This is a genomic window from Acidimicrobiia bacterium, from assembly GCA_041394025.1.
Classification (GTDB): Bacteria; Actinomycetota; Acidimicrobiia; order IMCC26256; family JAOSJL01; genus JAOSJL01.
The window spans coordinates 578,285-596,723 of sequence record JAWKJA010000003.1 but is presented as its reverse complement, the minus strand read 5'-3'; the positions used below and the strand labels follow the sequence as shown (position 1 = coordinate 596,723).

Sequence of the window (18,439 nt, the reverse complement as noted above, 5' to 3'; positions counted from 1 at the left end):
GGCAACCGACAGCACACAGGTAACGCACAGCAGAAGACAAGGCACGGCCGACACCACAGTCCCGACCGGGTCCCAGCGGCCGGGTCACGAGAGAGCCACAGGAGACATCCCATGTCGAAGGAGAAGTTCGAGCGGACGAAGCCGCATTTGAACATTGGGACGATTGGTCATATCGATCATGGGAAGACGACGTTGACGGCGGCGATCACGAAGGTGTTGGCGGATCAGAATCCTGAGGTGAATTTTTCGCCGTTCGATGCGATCGACAAGGCTCCTGAGGAAAAGGAGCGGGGGATCACGATTTCGATTTCGCATGTGGAGTACGAAACGGAGAATCGTCACTATGCGCATGTGGATTGTCCGGGCCATGCGGATTATGTGAAGAACATGATCACGGGTGCTGCCCAGATGGATGGTGCGATTCTGGTGGTGGCGGCCACGGATGGGCCGATGCCCCAGACCCGTGAGCATGTGTTGTTGGCCCGTCAGGTGGGTGTGCCGTCGATGGTGGTGGCGTTGAACAAGGCCGACATGGTCGATGATCCTGAGATCATGGAGTTGGTGGAGCTCGAGGTGCGTGAGCTTCTTTCCGAGTACGACTTTCCCGGTGATGACATTCCGATTGTTGCGGTGTCTGCGTTGAAGGCTCTGGAGGGTGACGCCGAGGCGGGTGAGCAGGTCTTGGAGTTGATGGCCAAGGTCGATGAGTTCATTCCTGAGCCGACTCGGGATGTCGACAAGCCGTTCTTGATGCCGATCGAGGATGTGTTCACGATCACGGGTCGTGGCACGGTGGTGACGGGTCGTGTGGAGCGTGGGGTGGTGCATGTGAACGACGAGGTGGAGATCGTCGGGATCAAGGACACGCCCAACACGACGGTGACCGGTGTGGAGATGTTCCGAAAGCTTCTCGATGAGGGTCGTGCGGGCGACAACATCGGTGCGTTGTTGCGCGGTACGGGCAAAGACGACGTGGAGCGTGGTCAGGTGCTGGCCAAGCCGGGCAGTATCACGCCGCACACGAAGTTCGAGGCGCAGGTGTATGTGTTGACCAAGGACGAGGGTGGCCGCCACACACCGTTTTTCGGTAACTACCGGCCGCAGTTCTATTTCCGTACGACGGATATCACCGGTTCGATCGAGTTGCCTGAGGGTACCGAGATGGTGATGCCGGGCGACAACACCGAGATGACCGTCGAGTTGATCAACCCGATCGCGATGGAAGAAGGTCTCTTGTTCGCGATCCGTGAAGGTGGCCGCACCGTCGGATCCGGCCGCGTCACCAAGATCATCGAATAGGGATCGAGCAGGGAACGAGAGGTTCCGAGGAGCAGCGATGGCCAGCGACAAGCGGGTCGAGGTGACGCTCGAGTGCACCGAGTGCAAGCGGCGGAACTACACGACCATGAAGAACAAGGTCAACGACCGCGAGCGGATCGAGATGAAGAAGTACTGCCGCTGGGAGCGTCGCCACACACTCCACAAGGAAACCCGCTAGAGATGGGGTTCTGCGGCACCCGGGCGGGTGTCGCAGCCGCTCGCGGTGTGCTCTTACCGATCGGTAACCCTCCGGTGTCCCCGGAGGTCGGACATGGGTGAGACGCGCGACGTCGAGCGCCTCGAGGAACTGGCCGTGGCGGCCCGGGAGGGCGACATGGCGTCCTTCGAGGAACTGGTGCGCCGCACCCATGTCGACACGTACACCCTGGCCATGCGGCTCATGGGGAACGGGGAGGACGCAGCGGACGTGACCCAGGAGGCCTACGTCAGGGCCTGGAAGGGCATCAGGAAGTTCCGCGGCGACGCGCGCTTCTCCACCTGGATGTACCGCATCACGGCCAACACGGCGTCGAACCACCTCGACCGACGTCGTCGGACCCGCACCGACAACCTCGACGACCTCGCAGAGCCCGTCGACCTCGATCCCGATCGCCAACCCGAGGTGGTGGCGGAAGCGGGGTCGGGTATGGAGGCGCTCTCGGGCGCACTCGACGAGCTCCCCCCGAAGCTGCGCGCCGTCGTCGTCCTGAAGGACGTCTACGACCTCACCCACGACGACATCGCCGAGGAGCTCGACATCTCCGTCACGGCAGCGAAGGTCCGACTGCACCGCGGCCGCAGGAGGCTCCGTGAGCTCCTCGACGCCGACGAGGACCGGCAGGCCGATGCCGTCTGAGCCCACTTCCGCCCCCGGCGTTCCCAGCTGCGAGCAGGTCGCCCGGATCCTGCCCGAGGTCGTCGACACACCCGAGCCGCTCGACTTCGCGCTGCGCCGCCACGTGGAGTCGTGTCTGCGGTGCCAGGCCGAGGTGGCCCGCTACCGGGTCATGCTGCGGGGCCTGCGGCAGCTGCGCACCCGCTACCTCGAGCCTGCTCCGGGCCTCCTCGCCGGGACCCTCACCGCCCTCGAGGTGGAGGGGGAGCGCCGCGCTCTTCGCTCCGTGCTCACCGGGCGACGCCTGGCCTACGCCGGCGCCATCGGCGGCACCCTCGCCGCCGCGGGAGCCGCCGCCACCGCCGTCCTCATCGCCCGCTCCCGACGTCAACATCCGCTGGCGAGCTGATCCTCGCCCGCTTCTCTTCCCGCTCTTGGTGCCTCCGGCACCAGGCCGCTCGGGCCCCGGCTCGGGCGGCGCAGGGTACCTGCGCCGCTGATCCTCGCCTTGGCTCAGAGTCTTGCGGGACGAGAAGCCGCTCCGAGTCCCGCTTCAGGCCGCTGCTAACCTGACGTGTCAGTTCTGTGCGCCGGTGCCGGTGTACGAAGGGCAGTAGCTCAATCAGGCAGAGCACCGGTCTCCAAAACCGGCGGTTGGGGGTTCGATTCCCTCCTGCCCTGCTGAACGCAGCACCCAGTAAGTCGAACACGAGTCCGAAAAGGCGAAGAAGTCAGCGTGGCCCAGAACCGTCAGACCCGGCGTCTCATGGAGAAGCAGGGCGACAAGAAGGAGCAGAAGGACAAGCGCTCCCGCGCCGCCGCAGCAGCTGCGGCGCCCAAGAAGGAGCGCACGTCGCCGCGTGCGTACCTGGGTGAGGTTCGCAGCGAACTCAAGAAGGTCGTGTGGCCCGACCGCGCCGAGGTCGTCAACTCCACGATCATCGTGCTCATCGCCATCGTCATCATGACGGCCTTCGTGTTCGGCGTCGACTGGTTGTCCGCCAAGTTCGTCCTCTGGCTCTACGAGTAGGAACCATGACCCCAGAACCCACCTCCGTGGGTGATCAGGCGCCCGCGGCCGCCGACACCCCCACCGACGACACTCCCACCGACGACACCGGCGTCTCCGAGGAGAGTGAGCGCACCGAGGCCCTTCCCGAATGGGCACAGGTCGAGCCCACACGTCCCGACGACACCACCGCCGAGGAGGCCGAGGCGGCGTTCGCCTCGGTCGGGACGGCCACCGAGGCGCCAGAAACCCCCGTCGAGGAGACGCCGGCCGACGAGGCACCCGAGGCTCCTGCCGAGGTCCCGGCCGAGGCTCTCGAGGACGCAGAGCTCATCGACGTCACGGAGGAAACCGAGGACGAGGACGCCGAGCCCTCCGAGCCGAGCCCCTACGACCGCCCGGGCGACTGGTACGTCGTCCACACCTACGCCGGCTACGAGAACAAGGTGAAGCAGAACCTCGAGAGCCGGGTCCGCTCCATGAACGTCGAGGAGCGCATCTACGAGACGGTCGTCCCGCTCGAGGAGGTCATCGAGTACAAGAACGGCCGCAAGGTCACCGTCAAGAAGAAGGTGTTCCCCGGCTACCTCCTCGTCCGCTGCCGCCTCGACGACGACGCGTGGTACGTCGTGCGCAACACGCCGGGTGTCACCGGCTTCGTCGGCAGCGGGTCCAAGCCGACGCCGTTGTCGCGCAAGGAGGTCGAGTCGATCCTGGGCGTCACACCCGACAGCACCGGCCCGGAACGCAAGGCCCGACCGCGCTTCGGTTTCGACGTGGGCGAACAGGTCCGGGTCACCGCCGGCCCGTTCGCCGACTTCAACGGCGCGATCAGCGAGATCGACATGGACAAGTCGAAGCTCAAGGTGCTGGTCAACATCTTCGGCCGGGAGACCCCCGTCGAACTCGAATTCGGCCAGGTGGCAAAACTCTAGGAAGTGCACAGTGCCCGGGCGACAACCCGGTGTGAGATCCATCCACAGTTAGCGGCGGAGTGACCGCCCGCGAGGCGGGTATCCCGCCGAGCAGTGAACGGAGCAATTGAGATGGCAAAGAAAGTCGCTGCTGTCGTCAAGATCCAGATCGCGGCCGGTGAGGCCAACCCGGCGCCCCCCGTGGGTACCGCGTTGGGACCCCACGGCATCGCGATCATGGACTTCTGCAAGGCCTACAACGAGAAGACCCAGGACCAGCGCGGCACGGTCGTGCCCGCCGAGATCACGATCTACGAGGACCGCACGTTCGACTTCATCACCAAGACGCCGCCCACGGCCGTTCTCCTGAAGAAGGCGGCCAAGCTCGACAAGGCGTCGCAGGCCCCCGGCCGCGAGCCCGCCGGCTCGGTGTCGACGGACCAGGTGCGCGAGATCGCCGAGATCAAGATGCCCGACCTCAACGCCCTCGACATCGAGGGCGCGATGGAGCAGGTGGCCGGCACCGCCCGCAGCATGGGCCTCACAGTCGGTTAGTGGTACCCGCCCTACAGGACGCCAGGTTGGTGCACTAAACGTCGTATAGGCACGACAATCGCACCATCTCGGGAAGAGATGGTGGGATGGGAGCACAAGGGCTGACCGGGAGGACCTCGCCCGGCGGCCGTCATTCACGAGGGAGCAGGCTCCGGCCTGGAGCGAAAGTAGAGAAGACGATGGGCAAGGGAAAGAAGTACACCGACGCTACGCGTCGCTACGACCGGGAGCACCTCCACGAGCCCCGCGAGGCGCTGGAGCTGGTGAAGTCGCTGGCCACGAGGAACTTCGACGAGACCGTCGAGGCCACGTTCCGCCTGGGGGTCGACCCCCGCAAGGCCGAGCAGATGGTCCGGGGCACCGTGTCGTTGCCGTCGGGGACCGGCAAGCAGGTGAAGGTGGCGGTGTTCGCCGCGGGCGACAACGCCAAGGCCGCCGAGGAAGCGGGCGCCGACATCGTGGGCGACGACGACCTCGTGGAGAAGGTCGAGGGCGGCTTCGTCGACTTCGACGTGGCGATCGCCTCACCCGACCTCATGGGCAAGGTCGGGAAGCTGGGGCGGGTTCTCGGGCCCCGCGGCCTCATGCCGAACCCCAAGACCGGGACCGTCACGGGCGACATCGCCGAGGCTGTGGGCGAGTTCAAGGCCGGCAAGGTCGAGTACCGCACCGACCGTGACGGCAACGTCCACGTCCCGATCGGCAAGGCCAGCTTCGGGGTCGACGACCTGGCGGCGAACTACCACGCCGTTCTCGAGGAGATCATGCGTGCCCGGCCCGCCTCCACGAAGGGCCGTTACCTGCGGACCCTGTCGGTGTCGTCCACGATGGGCCCCGGAGTGCGGGTCGACCCGGCCCACGCCCGGGATCTGACCGAGGAGGGCGACGCCGGGTAGGCTGAGCGCCTCGTTTCCACAATTCCATCAGTGCCGCAGACCTCCGGTCTCGGGCAGTCCCACGGCAGCCCGAGGTAATCCGCCCGAGTGGCGGGCCGGACGAGGTGCCCGCCATCCGGGGTGCTGCGCGGTTCGCGGCACCCCGCTTTTCATGTCCGAAGGCCGCCGAGGCGGTCCCGTACGAGAGGAAGGGCCATGGCCCGACCCGAGAAGGTTGCGGTCGTCGAGGAGATCCAGCAGAAGCTGGACGACTCCGACGCGGCCGTCCTCACCGAGTACCGGGGTCTGAGCGTCGGCGAGCTCGCCGAGCTCCGTGCGGCGCTTCGGCCCACGTCCACCGAGTACAAGGTCTTCAAGAACTCCCTGGCCCGGCGTGCCGTGGAGGCGGCGGGGCGCGACGACCTCGTCGACCTCCTCGAAGGGCCTGTGGCCTTCGCGTTCGTCCGGGGCGACGCAGCGGCTGCGGCCAAGGCCATCGACGACTTCGCCGGCGACCACGAGGCCCTCGTCGTGAAGGGGGGCCTCCTCGACGGCAAGCTGCTCGAGCCCGCCGAGATCAAGGCGCTCGCCAAGCTCCCGACCCGCGATGTCCTGCTCGCCACGTTGGCCGGCGCCATGAAGGCGCCGCTCACGAAGGCGGCGGGCCTGTTCGGCTCGTTCCCGCGGGAGATGGCCCAGCTCACGCAGGCGCTCGTCGACAAGAGGGTGGCAGCCGGCGAGGGCGCCACGACCGAGGATGCGGCACCCGAGGCCGACACGGAATCAGAGACCGACACGGAATCAGAGACCGACACCGACGACAACGACAGCACGGAGGAATAGACAATGGCGACCAAGCTCTCGACCGAGGACCTTCTCGAGGTCTTCAAGGAGATGAGCGTCCTGGAACTCAACGAGTTCCTCAAGGCCTTCGAGGAGGAGTTCGACGTCACCGCGGCCGCCCCGGTCGCCATGGCGGCAGCTCCGGCGGCCGGCGGCGACGCAGGCGGCGGCGAGGCCGAGAAGGACGAGTTCACCGTCGTCCTCACGGCCGGCGGCGACAAGAAGATCCAGGTCATCAAGGAGGTCCGGGCCCTCACGAGCCTGGGGCTGAAGGAGGCCAAGGCGGTCGTCGACGACGCTCCCAAGCCGGTGCTCGAGAACGTGGGCAAGGAGGAGGCCGAGAAGGCCAAGGCCCAGCTCGAGGAGGCCGGCGGGACCGTCGAGCTCCAGTAGCTCGTCGGACGGCGCTCCCGGCGGGGTCCGTTGATCCTCCCGGGAGCGGGGCGTATGCTCCTCCGGAGCACGCCCGGGGCGGCTCGTCCTTCCACGCGCCGCAGCGCTGGATTTCCGAGCCTGTCGCGCGTATACTGGCAGGTTGCAGTGACCGCCCCCTGGTTCGTCCGCTGAATCCCTCGCCCCCGCCGCTGCGCGCTCCGGCACGCGCGCTGAAAAGGAGTGCTCGGTGTCCCCTTCCGCGACCCGCGAACGCTTCTCGTTCTCGAAGCTCAGCGAACCGCTCGACCTCCCCGACCTGATCGCGGTCCAGCGCGACTCGTTCCGCACCTTCCTCGACGTCGGCATCGCCGGCGTGCTGCGCGACATCTCCCCGATCGAGGACTTCACGGGCCAGCTCAAGCTCGAGCTCGCCGACCACGTCTTCGACCCGCCGAAGCACACCGAGGACGAGTGCCGCGAGAAGGACATGACCTACTCGCAGCCGCTGTTCGTGACGGCACGGTTCCTCAACGCCGGCACGGGTGAGATCAAGGAGCAGACGGTCTTCATGGGCGACTTCCCCGTGATGACCGACCGGGGCACGTTCATCATCAACGGCACCGAGCGCATCGTCGTGTCGCAGCTGGTCCGCTCGCCGGGCGTCTACTTCAACATCTCGCCCGACAAGACCAACCCGGAGAAGGTCATCGTCGACGCCAAGATGATCCCGGGCCGTGGTGCGTGGCTCGAGTTCGAGGTCGACAAGAAGAACGTCGTGCACGTGCGTGTCGACCGGAAGCGCAAGCAGCCGGTCACCGTCCTACTCAAGGCGCTCGGCTTCGGCGAGAGCGACGAGGAGCTGCTGAACCTCATCACCGACGAGGCGGGCAACCCCTACGAGTCGATGGCCACCACGCTCGAGAAGGATCCCACCGAGACCGTCGACGAGGCGTTCATCGAGATCTACCGGAAGTTGCGCCCCGGTGAGCCGCCCACGCCCGAGTCCGCCCGCACGCTCATCGAGAACCTCTTCTTCAACCCGAAGCGTTACGACCTCGCCAAGGTAGGCCGCCACAAGGTCACCAAGAAGCTCCAGGACGAGTACGGGAACGTCGACCTCAAGAGCTTCGACCTCGCCGCGCCCGAGGGCGACTCGTCGGAGCTCACGCTGACGCGAGCCGACATCCTCGCCACGGTCTCCTACCTGGTGAAGCTGGCGAACAACGACCCGGGCTATTTCCCCGACGACATCGACCACTTCGGCAACCGCCGCGTGCGGTCGGTCGGTGAGCTGATCCAGAACCAGGTGCGGGTCGGACTGTCGCGCATGGAGCGTGTCGTGCGCGAGCGCATGACCACCCAGGACGTCGAGGCGATCACGCCCCAGACGCTCATCAACATCCGCCCGGTGGTCGCCGCCATCAAGGAGTTCTTCGGCTCCTCGCAGCTCAGCCAGTTCATGGACCAGACCAACCCGTTGTCGGGGCTCACCCACAAGCGGCGTCTCTCGGCTCTCGGGCCGGGTGGTCTGTCGCGTGAGCGGGCCGGTTTCGAGGTCCGCGACGTCCACCACTCCCACTACGGACGCATGTGCCCGATCGAGACGCCCGAAGGTCCCAACATCGGGCTCATCGGCTACCTGTCGAGCTACGCGCGGATCAACGAGTTCGGCTTCATCGAGACGCCCTACCGGAAGGTCGTGAAGGGCCGCGTCACCGACGACATCGAGTACCTGGCCGCCGACGACGAGGACCGTGTCGTCATCGCGCAGGCGAACGCAGCCATCGACGACAAGGGACACTTCGAGAACCCACGCGTCCTCGTACGCGCCGAGCGCGGTGAGGTCGCCTACGTGGAGCCCGACCAGGTCGACTACATGGACGTCTCGCCCAAGCAGATGGTGTCGGTCGCCACGGCCCTGATCCCGTTCCTCGAGCACGACGACGCCAACAGGGCGCTCATGGGTGCCAACATGCAGCGCCAGGCGGTGCCGCTGCTTCGCGCGACGGCGCCGTTCATCGGTACCGGGGTCGAGGAGCGAGCGGCTCGCGACGCGGGCGACGTCGTGCTCGCCGAAGGTGCCGGCACGGTCACGCACGTGTCGGGGGACGCCGTCACCGTCGACTACAAGAAGGAGGGCAAGCGCACCTACCGCCTGTCCAAGTTCCGACGGTCGAACCAGGGCACGTGCATCAACCAGAAGGTGCGTGTCAGCGAGGGCGACACCGTCAGGGCGGGCGACGTGCTGGCCGACGGCCCGTCCACGCAGCACGGTGAGCTTGCGCTCGGCAAGAACCTCCTCGTGGCCTTCATGCCGTGGAAGGGCTACAACTTCGAGGACGCCATCGTGATCTCGGAGCGCCTGGTGCGCGACGACGTGCTCACATCGATCCACATCGAGGAGCACGAGATCGACGCCCGCGACACCAAGCTGGGTGCCGAGGAGATCACCCGCGACATCCCGAACCTCTCCGAGGAGATCCTCCAGGACCTCGACGAGCGCGGCATCATCCGCATCGGTGCCGAGGTCGGCCCGGGCGACATCCTCGTGGGCAAGGTCACACCGAAGGGCGAGACCGAGCTGACGCCCGAGGAGCGCCTGCTTCGGGCGATCTTCGGTGAGAAGGCACGCGAGGTCCGCGACACGTCGCTCAAGGTCCCGCACGGTGAGACCGGTCAGGTCATCGACCTCAAGACGTTCTCGCGCGACGACGGCGACGAGTTGCCGCCGGGCGTCAACCAGCTGGTGCGCGTCTACGTCGCCCAGAAGCGCAAGATCTCCGAGGGCGACAAGCTCGCAGGGCGCCACGGCAACAAGGGCGTCATCTCGAAGATCCTGCCGATGGAGGACATGCCGTATCTCGAGGACGGCACGCCGGTCGACATCATCCTCAACCCGCTGGGCGTTCCGAGCCGTATGAACGTGGGCCAGGTGCTCGAGTCGCACCTCGGCTACGTCGCACGCCACGGCTGGAACGAGGACCGCAAGGCCCCGCCCTCCCCCCAGAAGACCCGCCCGGTCACCGAGCCGGCGGTGTGGGTGTCCACACCGGTCTTCGACGGAGCGCACTGGGACGAGCGCGAGGAAGGCGAGCCGGCCACGATCCAGGGGCTCTTCGAGACCATGAACCCCGACGGCGTGGACGGTACCCGCATGGTGGGCACCGACGGCAAGGCGACGCTCTACGACGGGCGGACCGGTGACGCCTACGACACGCCGGTGACCGTGGGTTACATGTACATCCTGAAGCTCGCCCACCTCGTCGACGACAAGATCCACGCCCGCTCCACCGGGCCCTACTCCATGATCACCCAGCAGCCGCTGGGAGGTAAGGCGCAGTTCGGTGGTCAGCGGTTCGGGGAGATGGAGGTGTGGGCGCTCGAGGCCTACGGAGCGAGCTACGCCCTCCAGGAGCTGCTCACGATCAAGTCCGACGACGTGCTCGGTCGCGTCAAGGTCTACGAGGCGATCGTGAAGGGCGAGAACATCCCCGAGCCGGGGATCCCGGAGTCGTTCAAGGTACTCATCAAGGAGATGCAGGCCCTGTGCCTCAACGTCCGTGTGATGGACGAGGACGGCGCCGAGGTCGAGATCCGCGAGCTCGACGAGGACGCCTTCCGCACCACCGAGTCACTCGGGATCGACCTCTCACGGCCCGAGCGCGGCACCGACGAGGAAGACGAACGACGCCGCCGCGAACAACCCGCATTCTGAGGAGCGACAACTTGCTCGACGTGAACGACAGCGCGCAGCTCTCCATCTCGCTGGCCACCGCGGACCAGATCCGCATGTGGTCGAACGGTGAGGTGAAGAAGCCCGAGACGATCAACTACCGCACGCTCAAGCCGGAGAAGGACGGCCTGTTCTGCGAGAAGATCTTCGGGCCCACCAAGGACTGGGAGTGCTACTGCGGCAAGTACAAGCGCGTCCGCTTCAAGGGCATCATCTGTGAGCGCTGCGGTGTCGAGGTCACACGCTCGAAGGTCCGCCGGGAGCGCATGGGCCACATCGAGCTCGCCGCTCCTGTCACCCACATCTGGTACTTCAAGGGCGTCCCGAGCCGCCTCGGCTACCTCCTCGACCTGGCGCCGAAGAACCTCGAGAAGGTCATCTACTTCGCCGCGCACCTCATCACCTCGGTCGACGAGGAGAAGCGCCACGAGGAGCTGCCCGAGCTCGAGAAGGAGTACCGCCTCGAGCGTGACGACCTCGAGAAGGAGCTCGAGCTGGAGCTCCAGCAGCGCGACGAGGCCTACGTTTCCGAAGTCGAGGAGATGGAGGGCCGCAAGGCCAAGAAGAACGAGTTCGAGCGCGCCGAGAAGGCGAAGCTCAAGGACTTCGAAGAGATCCGCGAGCGCCACACCGAGAAGCTCGAGCATCTCGACACGGTGTGGGACACCTTCAAGAGCCTCACGGTCAAGGACCTCGTGGAGGACGAGTTGGTCTGGCGCCACCTCGAGGACGAGTACCAGGAGTACTTCGACGGCGGAATGGGTGCCGCCGCGGTCGAGACGCTCATCAACAACCTCGACCTCGAGGGCGAGGAGGAGAGCCTGAAGGAGGTCATCGCGACCGCGAAGGGACAGCGCAAGGCCAAGGCCATCAAGCGCCTCAAGGTCGTCACGGCGTTCCTGGAGTCCGACGACGACGGCAACCCCACCAACTCACCGTCGGGAATGGTGCTCAACGCCATCCCCGTGATCCCACCCGACCTGCGCCCGATGGTGCAGCTCGACGGCGGCCGGTTCGCCACGTCGGACCTCAACGACCTCTACCGACGTGTCATCAACCGCAACAACCGCCTCAAGCGGCTGCTCGACCTCGGCGCGCCCGAGATCATCATCAACAACGAGAAGCGGATGCTCCAAGAGGCCGTCGACGCGCTGTTCGACAACGGCCGTCGTGGTCGGCCGGTCACCGGACCGGGCAACCGTCCGCTCAAGTCGCTCTCCGACATGCTCAAGGGCAAGCAGGGACGCTTCCGCCAGAACCTCCTCGGTAAGCGTGTCGACTACTCGGGCCGCTCGGTCATCGTCGTCGGTCCCCAGCTCACGCTCCAGCAGTGCGGGCTGCCCAAGCAGATGGCCCTCGAACTGTTCAAGCCCTTCGTCATGAAGCGGCTCGTCGACCTCGAGTACGCCCAGAACATCAAGTCCGCCAAGCGGATGGTCGAGCGCTCCCGTCCGCAGGTGTGGGACGTGCTCGAAGAGGTCATCCGTGAGCACCCGGTGCTCCTCAACCGCGCACCGACGCTGCACCGCCTCGGGATCCAGGCCTTCGAGCCCGTGCTCGTCGAGGGCAAGGCCATCCAGATCCACCCGCTCGTGTGCGCGGCGTTCAACGCCGACTTCGACGGCGACCAGATGGCCGTGCACCTGCCGCTGTCGGCCGAGGCCCAGGCCGAGGCCCGCCTGCTCATGCTCTCGGCGCACAACATCCTGTCGCCCGCGCACGGCCGCCCGATCGCCGTTCCGTCCCAGGACATGGTCATCGGCGCCTACTACCTCACGGTGCAGGTCGAGGGCGGCGAGGGCGAAGGACGCGTGTTCTCCTCGCTCGAGGAGGCCCGCATGGCCTACGAGATGAAGACCGTCGACGTTCACTCGATCATCAAGGTGCGGATGCCCGCTGGTCGGTTCCCCGAGGACGAGTTCCCGGTACTCCCCGAGGACGACCCCGACGCGATCGTGCTCAAGCGCACGGGCTCCAACGGCGACGGCAGGGTTCTGGTGAAGACGACGCTGGGCCGGTTGCTCCTCAACGAGGCGTTCCCGCCCGACTACACCTTCTGCAACAAGACGCTGCGCAAGCGCGATCTCAGCGACCTCATCGGTAACGTCGTCGAGCAGTATCCCAAGGCCGACGTGGCGAACTCGCTCGACGCGCTGAAGGACCTCGGTTTCCACTTCGCGTGTCAGGCGGGTCTGACGATCTCGGTGTCCGACGTCAAGACACCCGAGAAGAAGGCGGAGCTCCTCGACAGGTTCGAGGGCGACGCCGACAAGGTCGAGAAGCAGTTCGACAACGGGGTCATCACCGACAACGAGCGCCGTCAGCGCGAAATCGAGATCTGGACCGACGCCACCGACCAGGTGCGTGCCGCGATGGAGGACGAACTCGAAAAGAACGCCTTCAACCCGATCAACATGATGGTCGGCTCGGGCGCCCGGGGGAACGTGATGCAGGTCCGCCAGATCGCCGGAATGCGCGGCCTGGTGGCCAATCCACGCGGTGAGATCATGCCGCGCCCGATCAAGTCGAACTTCCGAGAGGGCCTCTCGGTGCTCGAGTACTTCATCTCGACGCACGGTGCACGCAAGGGTCTGGCCGACACCGCGCTGCGTACCGCCGACTCGGGATATCTCACCCGTCGCCTCGTCGACGTTTCCCAGGAGATCATCATCAACGAGGAGGACTGCGGATCGCATCGTTCGATCACCGTCGAGCAGGTCACGACTGAGGACGACGGCAGCCCCCGTCGCGAGCTCGACAGCGAGTTGCGCGGCCGGTTCCTCGCCGAGGACGTGAAGCTCGACGACGGCACCGTGCTCGAACGCGACACCGAGGTCGACGAGCCGACACTGCGCCGGCTCGCCCAGGACCCCGGCATCGAAACCGTCGCCGTCCGCTCCGTTCTCACGTGCGAGTCGCTGCGCGGCCTCTGCCTGCGCTGCTACGGCACGATGCTCGCCACCAACCGAACGGTCAACCTCGGGGAGGCCGTCGGCATCATCGCCGCCCAGTCCATCGGTGAGCCAGGTACCCAGCTCACGATGCGTACCTTCCACACCGGTGGTGTGGCCGGCGAGGACATCACCCACGGTCTCCCCCGCGTGGTGGAGCTCTTCGAGGCCCGTACCCCCAAGGGCAAGGCCGTCCTGGCCACCGAAACCGGTGTGGCTCGCGAGGGCGAGAACGACAAGGGTGACCGGGTCCTCACCATCGTCACCGACGACGGTGACGAGGTCGACCACGTACTCACCCGCCGCATGACCCTCCGCGTCGCCGACGGCGACGAGGTCGACGCGGGCGACCAGCTCACCGGCGACCAGAACACGCCGCTCGACCCCAAGGAGATCCTCGAGGTCCGTGGTGTGCGCGACACGCAGCGCTACCTCGTGGGCCAGGTGCAGGGTGTGTACCGTGAGCAGGGCGTGTCGATCCACGACAAGCACGTCGAGGTCATCGTCCGCCAGATGCTGCGCCGCCGTACCGTGTCCGACTCGGGTGACTCCCCCTTCCTGCCCGGCGCCCAGGTCGACGCCCAGCTGTTCACCGACACGAACCGTCGTCTCGTGGAGGAGGGGAAGAGCCCGGCGGAGGGACGCCCGGTCCTCATGGGGATCACGAAGGCGTCGCTGGCGACCGACTCGTGGCTCTCGGCGGCCTCCTTCCAGGAGACCACCCGGGTGCTCACCGAGGCGGCCATCGAGGCCAAGTCCGACGACCTCGCAGGGCTGAAGGAGAACGTCATCATCGGCAAGCTCATCCCCGCCGGAACCGGCATGGACGAGTACAAGCGGGTGGGGACCGAGGCTCCCGACTACACCGCTCCCGAGGGCTACTCCTTCGGCGGCGACGACGAGGACCTGTCGGCCGAGGCCGTGGCGGAGTACCTGCGCGACCAGATCGACGCTGCCGTGCCCGCACCCGCGCCGCTGACAGCCGTCGACGACGGCGACGGGGGCGAGGCGACGGAGAGCGACGAAGCCGCCGGCTGACTCGTTTCGGCGGGTATCCGCGTCTTGGCGGGGTTGAGGGGTTAGAAACACGCCCATGAACGCGAACAAGGCGATAGCCGAGGTGTTCGGGACGGCGGTGCTGGTGCTGGTGTCGGTCGGGACGGCCGTGCTGGCCGGGGGTTTCCTGGGTGGCAGCACGCTCGGTGTGGCGCTGGCGTTCGGGCTGACGCTCATGGTGCTGGCCTACGCCATCGGGCACGTGTCGGGGTGCCATGTGAACCCGGCCGTGACCGTGGGCATGTGGTTGTCGGGGAAGATGGACCGCAAGGAGGTCCCGCTCTACATCGTGAGCCAGGTGCTCGGCGCTCTGCTCGGGGCGGCGATCCTGTTGATCATCGCCAACGGCACCGACGGCTTCTCCATCGACAACAACGTCGCCGGGGCCTTCGGGGCCAACGGGTACGACGACCTCTCGCCCGGTGGCTACAACCTGCTCGCAGCCGCGGTGTCGGAGGTCGTGTTCACGATGATCTTCGTGTTCGTCGTGCTGGGAACCACGACCCGGAGATTCCCCGCAGCAGCCGCGGGGATCGCCGCGGGGTTCGCCCTGGCCATCGTCCACCTCGTGTCGATCCCCGTCACGAACACGAGTGTCAACCCCGCCCGTTCGATCGCCACCAACGTCTTCGCCGGCGGCGACTACATCCCCCAGCTCTGGCTGTTCATCGTGGCCCCCGTGGTGGGCGGGATCCTGGCGGCGCTGCTGTTCCGGTTCCTGAATCCCGACGAGTTCGCCGGGCACGTGGAGCCGCTCGATCCGACCTCCTGAACGGGCCCATTTCCCGCCCCTGTCCGGTTTTCGGCGGGGGGCCCGCGTCCTGTAGCCTGACCCGTCGGCCCGACCACGGCCGAGGCGGGCGTTCACACGCTCGCCGGTACGTACGTTCACCGCTACCCGGACACCCCGGAACTTCTCTGAGGACTTCCTGTGCCCACGATCCAGCAACTGGTCCGAAAAGGCCGGCAGCGCAAGACCGAGAAGTCGAGCACGCCGGGCCTCAAGGGCTCGCCGCAGCGGCGAGGTGTGTGCACCCGCGTCTTCACGCACACGCCCAAGAAGCCGAACTCGGCGCTGCGCAAGGTGGCGAGGGTCCGGCTCTCCACCGGCATGGAGGTCACGGCCTACATCCCCGGCGTGGGGCACAACCTCCAGGAGCACTCCATCGTGCTCGTGCGCGGCGGCCGCGTAAAGGACCTTCCCGGCGTCCGCTACAAGATCGTGCGCGGCGCCCTCGACGCGAGCGGCGTCTCCGACCGCAAACAGGCCCGTAGCCACTACGGCGCCAAGAAGGACTAGAGATGCCCCGCAAGGGACCTGCCTCCCGTCGCGACCTGAAGCCCGACCCGGTCCACAAGTCGGTCGTCGTCACGCAGCTCGTGAACAAGGTCCTCCAGCGCGGAAAGCGCTCCCAGGCCGAGCAGATCGTCTACAGCGCGCTCGACGAGATGGAACGCAAGACCGGCTCGGAGCCGATAGCCACGCTCAAGCGCGCCGTCGAGAACGTGCGCCCCGCACTCGAGGTCCGAAGCCGCCGCGTCGGCGGTGCCACCTACCAGGTGCCCGTCGATGTGCGGCCACGCCGCGCCACCACACTCGCAATCCGCTGGATTGTCGGCTACGCCCGCCAGCGTCGCGAGAACACGATGTCGGAGCGTCTCGCCAACGAGCTGCTCGATGCCAGCAACGGCGTCGGTGCTGCCATCAAACGTCGCGAGGACCTCCAGAAGATGGCGGAGTCCAACAAGGCCTTCGCCCACTACCGCTGGTAGGCGGAAAGACCCCTCACCATGGCTGACCAGGCAGTTCGAGAGTACTCACTGGCGCGGACGCGCAACATCGGGATCATGGCCCACATCGACGCGGGCAAGACCACCACGACCGAGCGCATCCTCTACTACACGGGCCGCACCTACAAGATCGGCGAGGTCCACGAGGGCTCCGCCGTCATGGACTGGATGGTCCAGGAGCAGGAGCGCGGCATCACGATCACGAGCGCCGCCACCACGTGCAACTGGCGTGACACGTGGATCAACATCATCGACACCCCCGGCCACGTCGACTTCACCGTCGAGGTGGAGCGTTCCCTGCGTGTGCTCGACGGCGCCGTGGCCGTCTTCGACGCCGTGGCCGGTGTGGAGCCGCAGACCGAGACCGTGTGGCGGCAGGCCGACAAGTACAAGGTCCCGCGGATGTGCTTCATCAACAAGATGGACCGCGTCGGTGCCGACTTCTTCCGCTCGGTCGACATGATCAAGGAGCGACTCGACGCCAACCCGGCGCTCGTCCAACTCCCGATCGGCTCCGAGGACCAGTTCAAGGGCGTGGTCGACCTCCTCACGATGAAGGCCCTCATCTGGGGCGACGGCATGGGTGAGGACTACGAGGAGACCGACATCCCCGACGACCTCACGGCCGATGCCGAGCACTGGCGCCACGAGCTCGTCGACGTTCTCTCCCACTTCGACGAGGACGTTCTCGAGGCCTATGTCGGTGATGAGGAGATCACCGCCGACATGCTCCGCACGGCGTTGCGGACCGGGACACTCGGTAACGAGATCGTCCCGGTCCTGTGCGGCACCGCCTTCAAGAACAAGGGTGTCCAGACCCTCCTCGACGCCATCGTCGACTATCTCCCGAGCCCACTCGACATCCCACCCATCGAGGGAACCGATGTCAAGGGAGAGGAGGTGATCAACCGCGAGGCCGACGACGACGCGCCCTTCTCGGCGATCGCCTTCAAGATCATGAGCGACCCCTACGTCGGGAAGCTCACCTACATGCGTGTCTACTCGGGCACGCTGCCCACCGGCTCGGCTCTCCTCAACGCCACCAAGGGCAAGAAGGAGCGTGCCGGTCGGATTCTCCAGATGCACGCCAACCACCGCGAGGAGAAGGAGGCCGTGTTCGCCGGCGACATCGTCGCCGTCGTCGGCCTGAAGGACACCACGACCGGCGACACGCTCACGACGCCCGACAGCCCGGTCGTCCTGGAGAGCATGGTCTTCCCCGAGCCGGTGATCTCGGTCGCCATCGAGCCCAAGACCAAGGCCGACCAGGACAAGCTCTCCAGGGCGCTCGTGGCGCTCTCCGAGGAGGACCCCACCTTCCAGGTGCGCTCCGACGAGGAGACCGGCCAGACGATCATCTCCGGGATGGGCGAGCTCCATCTCGAGGTGCTCACCGACCGGATGATGCGCGAGTTCAACGTCGGTGCCAACATCGGGAAGCCGCAGGTCGCCTACCGCGAGACGATCACCGAGCCGGTGGACGACGTCGAGACGCGCTACGTCCGCCAGACCGGCGGTCGGGGTCAGTACGGCCACGTCATCATCAACCTGGAGCCCACGGGGCCCGGCGGCGGCTACGAGTTCGTCGACAAGGTCCGCGGTGGGGCGGTTCCCCGCGAGTACATCTCGTCGGTCGACGCCGGCATCCAGGAGGCCACCGAGGGAGGTGTGGTGGCGGGCTACCCGCTCGTCGACCTCCGCGCCACGCTGATCGACGGCTCCTCGCACGACGTCGACTCGTCGGAGATGGCGTTCAAGATCGCCGGCTCGATGGCGCTGAAGAAGGCCGTTGCCCAGGCCAAGCCGGTGATCCTCGAGCCCGTGATGCAGGTGGAGGTCGTCACCCCCGAGGACTACATGGGTGACGTCATCGGTGACCTGTCGTCGCGGCGCGGCAAGGTCGGTGGCATGCACCAGCGGGGCACCTCGCAGGTCGTCGACGCTCAGGTGCCGCTCGGAGAGATGTTCGGTTATGCTACCGACCTCCGGTCGCGCACCCAGGGGCGCGCCAACTACACGATGCAGTTCGACTCCTACCAGCAGGTGCCGAACGCCATCGCCGAGGAGATCATCGCTCGCACGCGAGGCGAGTGAGCCGCCGACCGGCCCCGACGGGCCGGTCGTCACACGTCAGTACGTCAACGGTTCGAGAAGAGACAACGAGAGCCCGGAAGCCCCGGGA

16 protein-coding genes and 1 tRNA gene are annotated in these 18,439 nt (G+C 66.6%); all 17 read left to right on the top strand.

The annotated features are described in order from the left end of the window. Positions 1–111 precede the first annotated feature (111 nt). The 17 genes from tuf to fusA all read left to right on the top strand — a co-directional run bounded on the left by tuf (position 112) and on the right by fusA (position 18,351). Positions 112–1,299: an elongation factor Tu gene (tuf, locus tag R3A49_10250; GenBank protein ID MEZ5171112.1), complete on the top strand. Its 1,188-nt coding sequence runs from the start codon at positions 112–114 to the stop codon at positions 1,297–1,299. Positions 1,300–1,336: 37 nt separating this feature from the next. After that, positions 1,337–1,498, top strand: coding sequence for a 50S ribosomal protein L33 (gene rpmG / locus R3A49_10245; protein ID MEZ5171111.1), 162 nt, complete (start codon positions 1,337–1,339; stop codon positions 1,496–1,498). A gap of 93 nt (positions 1,499–1,591) precedes the next feature. Next, complete coding sequence (locus R3A49_10240) at positions 1,592–2,176, top strand: RNA polymerase sigma factor (GenBank protein MEZ5171110.1); 585 nt, start codon at positions 1,592–1,594, stop codon at positions 2,174–2,176. Beyond that, positions 2,166–2,564, top strand: coding sequence for a hypothetical protein (locus R3A49_10235; GenBank protein ID MEZ5171109.1), 399 nt, complete (start codon positions 2,166–2,168; stop codon positions 2,562–2,564). The genes R3A49_10240 and R3A49_10235 overlap by 11 nt, the downstream gene beginning before the upstream one ends. A gap of 198 nt (positions 2,565–2,762) precedes the next feature. After that, positions 2,763–2,836, top strand: a tRNA-Trp gene (locus R3A49_10230). A gap of 55 nt (positions 2,837–2,891) precedes the next feature. Then, positions 2,892–3,185 carry a preprotein translocase subunit SecE gene (gene secE / locus R3A49_10225; GenBank protein MEZ5171108.1) on the top strand — a complete coding sequence of 98 codons (294 nt, stop codon included), beginning with the start codon at positions 2,892–2,894 and terminating at the stop codon, positions 3,183–3,185. 5 nt (positions 3,186–3,190) lie between these two features. Beyond that, positions 3,191–4,099, top strand: a complete 909-nt coding sequence (nusG, locus tag R3A49_10220) for a transcription termination/antitermination protein NusG (protein MEZ5171107.1) — start codon at positions 3,191–3,193, stop codon at positions 4,097–4,099. Positions 4,100–4,204: 105 nt separating this feature from the next. Beyond that, complete coding sequence (gene rplK / locus R3A49_10215) at positions 4,205–4,633, top strand: 50S ribosomal protein L11 (protein ID MEZ5171106.1); 429 nt, start codon at positions 4,205–4,207, stop codon at positions 4,631–4,633. Positions 4,634–4,812: 179 nt separating this feature from the next. Next, positions 4,813–5,529 (top strand): 50S ribosomal protein L1, encoded by a 717-nt coding sequence (rplA, locus tag R3A49_10210; protein ID MEZ5171105.1) that lies wholly within the window; start codon positions 4,813–4,815, stop codon positions 5,527–5,529. A 195-nt stretch (positions 5,530–5,724) separates the two neighbouring features. Beyond that, on the top strand, positions 5,725–6,351 hold the full coding sequence (rplJ, locus tag R3A49_10205) for a 50S ribosomal protein L10 (protein MEZ5171104.1): 627 nt from the start codon (positions 5,725–5,727) through the stop codon (positions 6,349–6,351). Between the two features lie 3 nt (positions 6,352–6,354). Further along, positions 6,355–6,744 (top strand): 50S ribosomal protein L7/L12, encoded by a 390-nt coding sequence (rplL, locus tag R3A49_10200; GenBank protein ID MEZ5171103.1) that lies wholly within the window; start codon positions 6,355–6,357, stop codon positions 6,742–6,744. Positions 6,745–6,973: 229 nt separating this feature from the next. Then, the gene (rpoB, locus tag R3A49_10195) at positions 6,974–10,441 is read left to right on the top strand and encodes a DNA-directed RNA polymerase subunit beta (protein MEZ5171102.1); all 3,468 of its coding nucleotides are present in this window, start codon (positions 6,974–6,976) and stop codon (positions 10,439–10,441) included. 11 nt (positions 10,442–10,452) lie between these two features. Further along, complete coding sequence (locus tag R3A49_10190) at positions 10,453–14,448, top strand: DNA-directed RNA polymerase subunit beta' (GenBank protein MEZ5171101.1); 3,996 nt, start codon at positions 10,453–10,455, stop codon at positions 14,446–14,448. A gap of 55 nt (positions 14,449–14,503) precedes the next feature. After that, entirely contained in the window at positions 14,504–15,238 is a 735-nt protein-coding gene (gene aqpZ / locus R3A49_10185) for an aquaporin Z (GenBank protein ID MEZ5171100.1), read from the top strand. 159 nt (positions 15,239–15,397) lie between these two features. Next, positions 15,398–15,766, top strand: coding sequence for a 30S ribosomal protein S12 (gene rpsL / locus R3A49_10180; GenBank protein ID MEZ5171099.1), 369 nt, complete (start codon positions 15,398–15,400; stop codon positions 15,764–15,766). A 2-nt stretch (positions 15,767–15,768) separates the two neighbouring features. Then, a complete protein-coding gene (rpsG, locus tag R3A49_10175) occupies positions 15,769–16,239 on the top strand; it encodes a 30S ribosomal protein S7 (GenBank protein ID MEZ5171098.1) in 471 nt (156 codons plus the stop codon). 18 nt (positions 16,240–16,257) lie between these two features. Then, complete coding sequence (fusA, locus tag R3A49_10170; GenBank protein ID MEZ5171097.1) at positions 16,258–18,351, top strand: elongation factor G; 2,094 nt, start codon at positions 16,258–16,260, stop codon at positions 18,349–18,351. Positions 18,352–18,439 lie beyond the last annotated feature (88 nt).

Excerpts from the sequence above, each read along its gene's own strand:
- rpmG (MEZ5171111.1), top strand. The coding sequence starts at position 1,337 with ATGGCCAGCGACAAGCGGGTCGAGGTGACGCTCGAGTGCACCGAGTGC.
- rplA (MEZ5171105.1), top strand. The coding sequence starts at position 4,813 with ATGGGCAAGGGAAAGAAGTACACCGACGCTACGCGTCGCTACGACCGG.
- rplJ (MEZ5171104.1), top strand. The coding sequence starts at position 5,725 with ATGGCCCGACCCGAGAAGGTTGCGGTCGTCGAGGAGATCCAGCAGAAG.
- rplL (MEZ5171103.1), top strand. The coding sequence starts at position 6,355 with ATGGCGACCAAGCTCTCGACCGAGGACCTTCTCGAGGTCTTCAAGGAG.
- R3A49_10240 (MEZ5171110.1), top strand. The coding sequence starts at position 1,592 with ATGGGTGAGACGCGCGACGTCGAGCGCCTCGAGGAACTGGCCGTGGCG.
- nusG (MEZ5171107.1), top strand. The coding sequence starts at position 3,191 with ATGACCCCAGAACCCACCTCCGTGGGTGATCAGGCGCCCGCGGCCGCC.
- rpsG (MEZ5171098.1), top strand. The coding sequence starts at position 15,769 with ATGCCCCGCAAGGGACCTGCCTCCCGTCGCGACCTGAAGCCCGACCCG.
- aqpZ (MEZ5171100.1), top strand. The coding sequence starts at position 14,504 with ATGAACGCGAACAAGGCGATAGCCGAGGTGTTCGGGACGGCGGTGCTG.
- fusA (MEZ5171097.1), top strand. The coding sequence starts at position 16,258 with ATGGCTGACCAGGCAGTTCGAGAGTACTCACTGGCGCGGACGCGCAAC.
- tuf (MEZ5171112.1), top strand. The coding sequence starts at position 112 with ATGTCGAAGGAGAAGTTCGAGCGGACGAAGCCGCATTTGAACATTGGG.
- R3A49_10235 (MEZ5171109.1), top strand. The coding sequence starts at position 2,166 with ATGCCGTCTGAGCCCACTTCCGCCCCCGGCGTTCCCAGCTGCGAGCAG.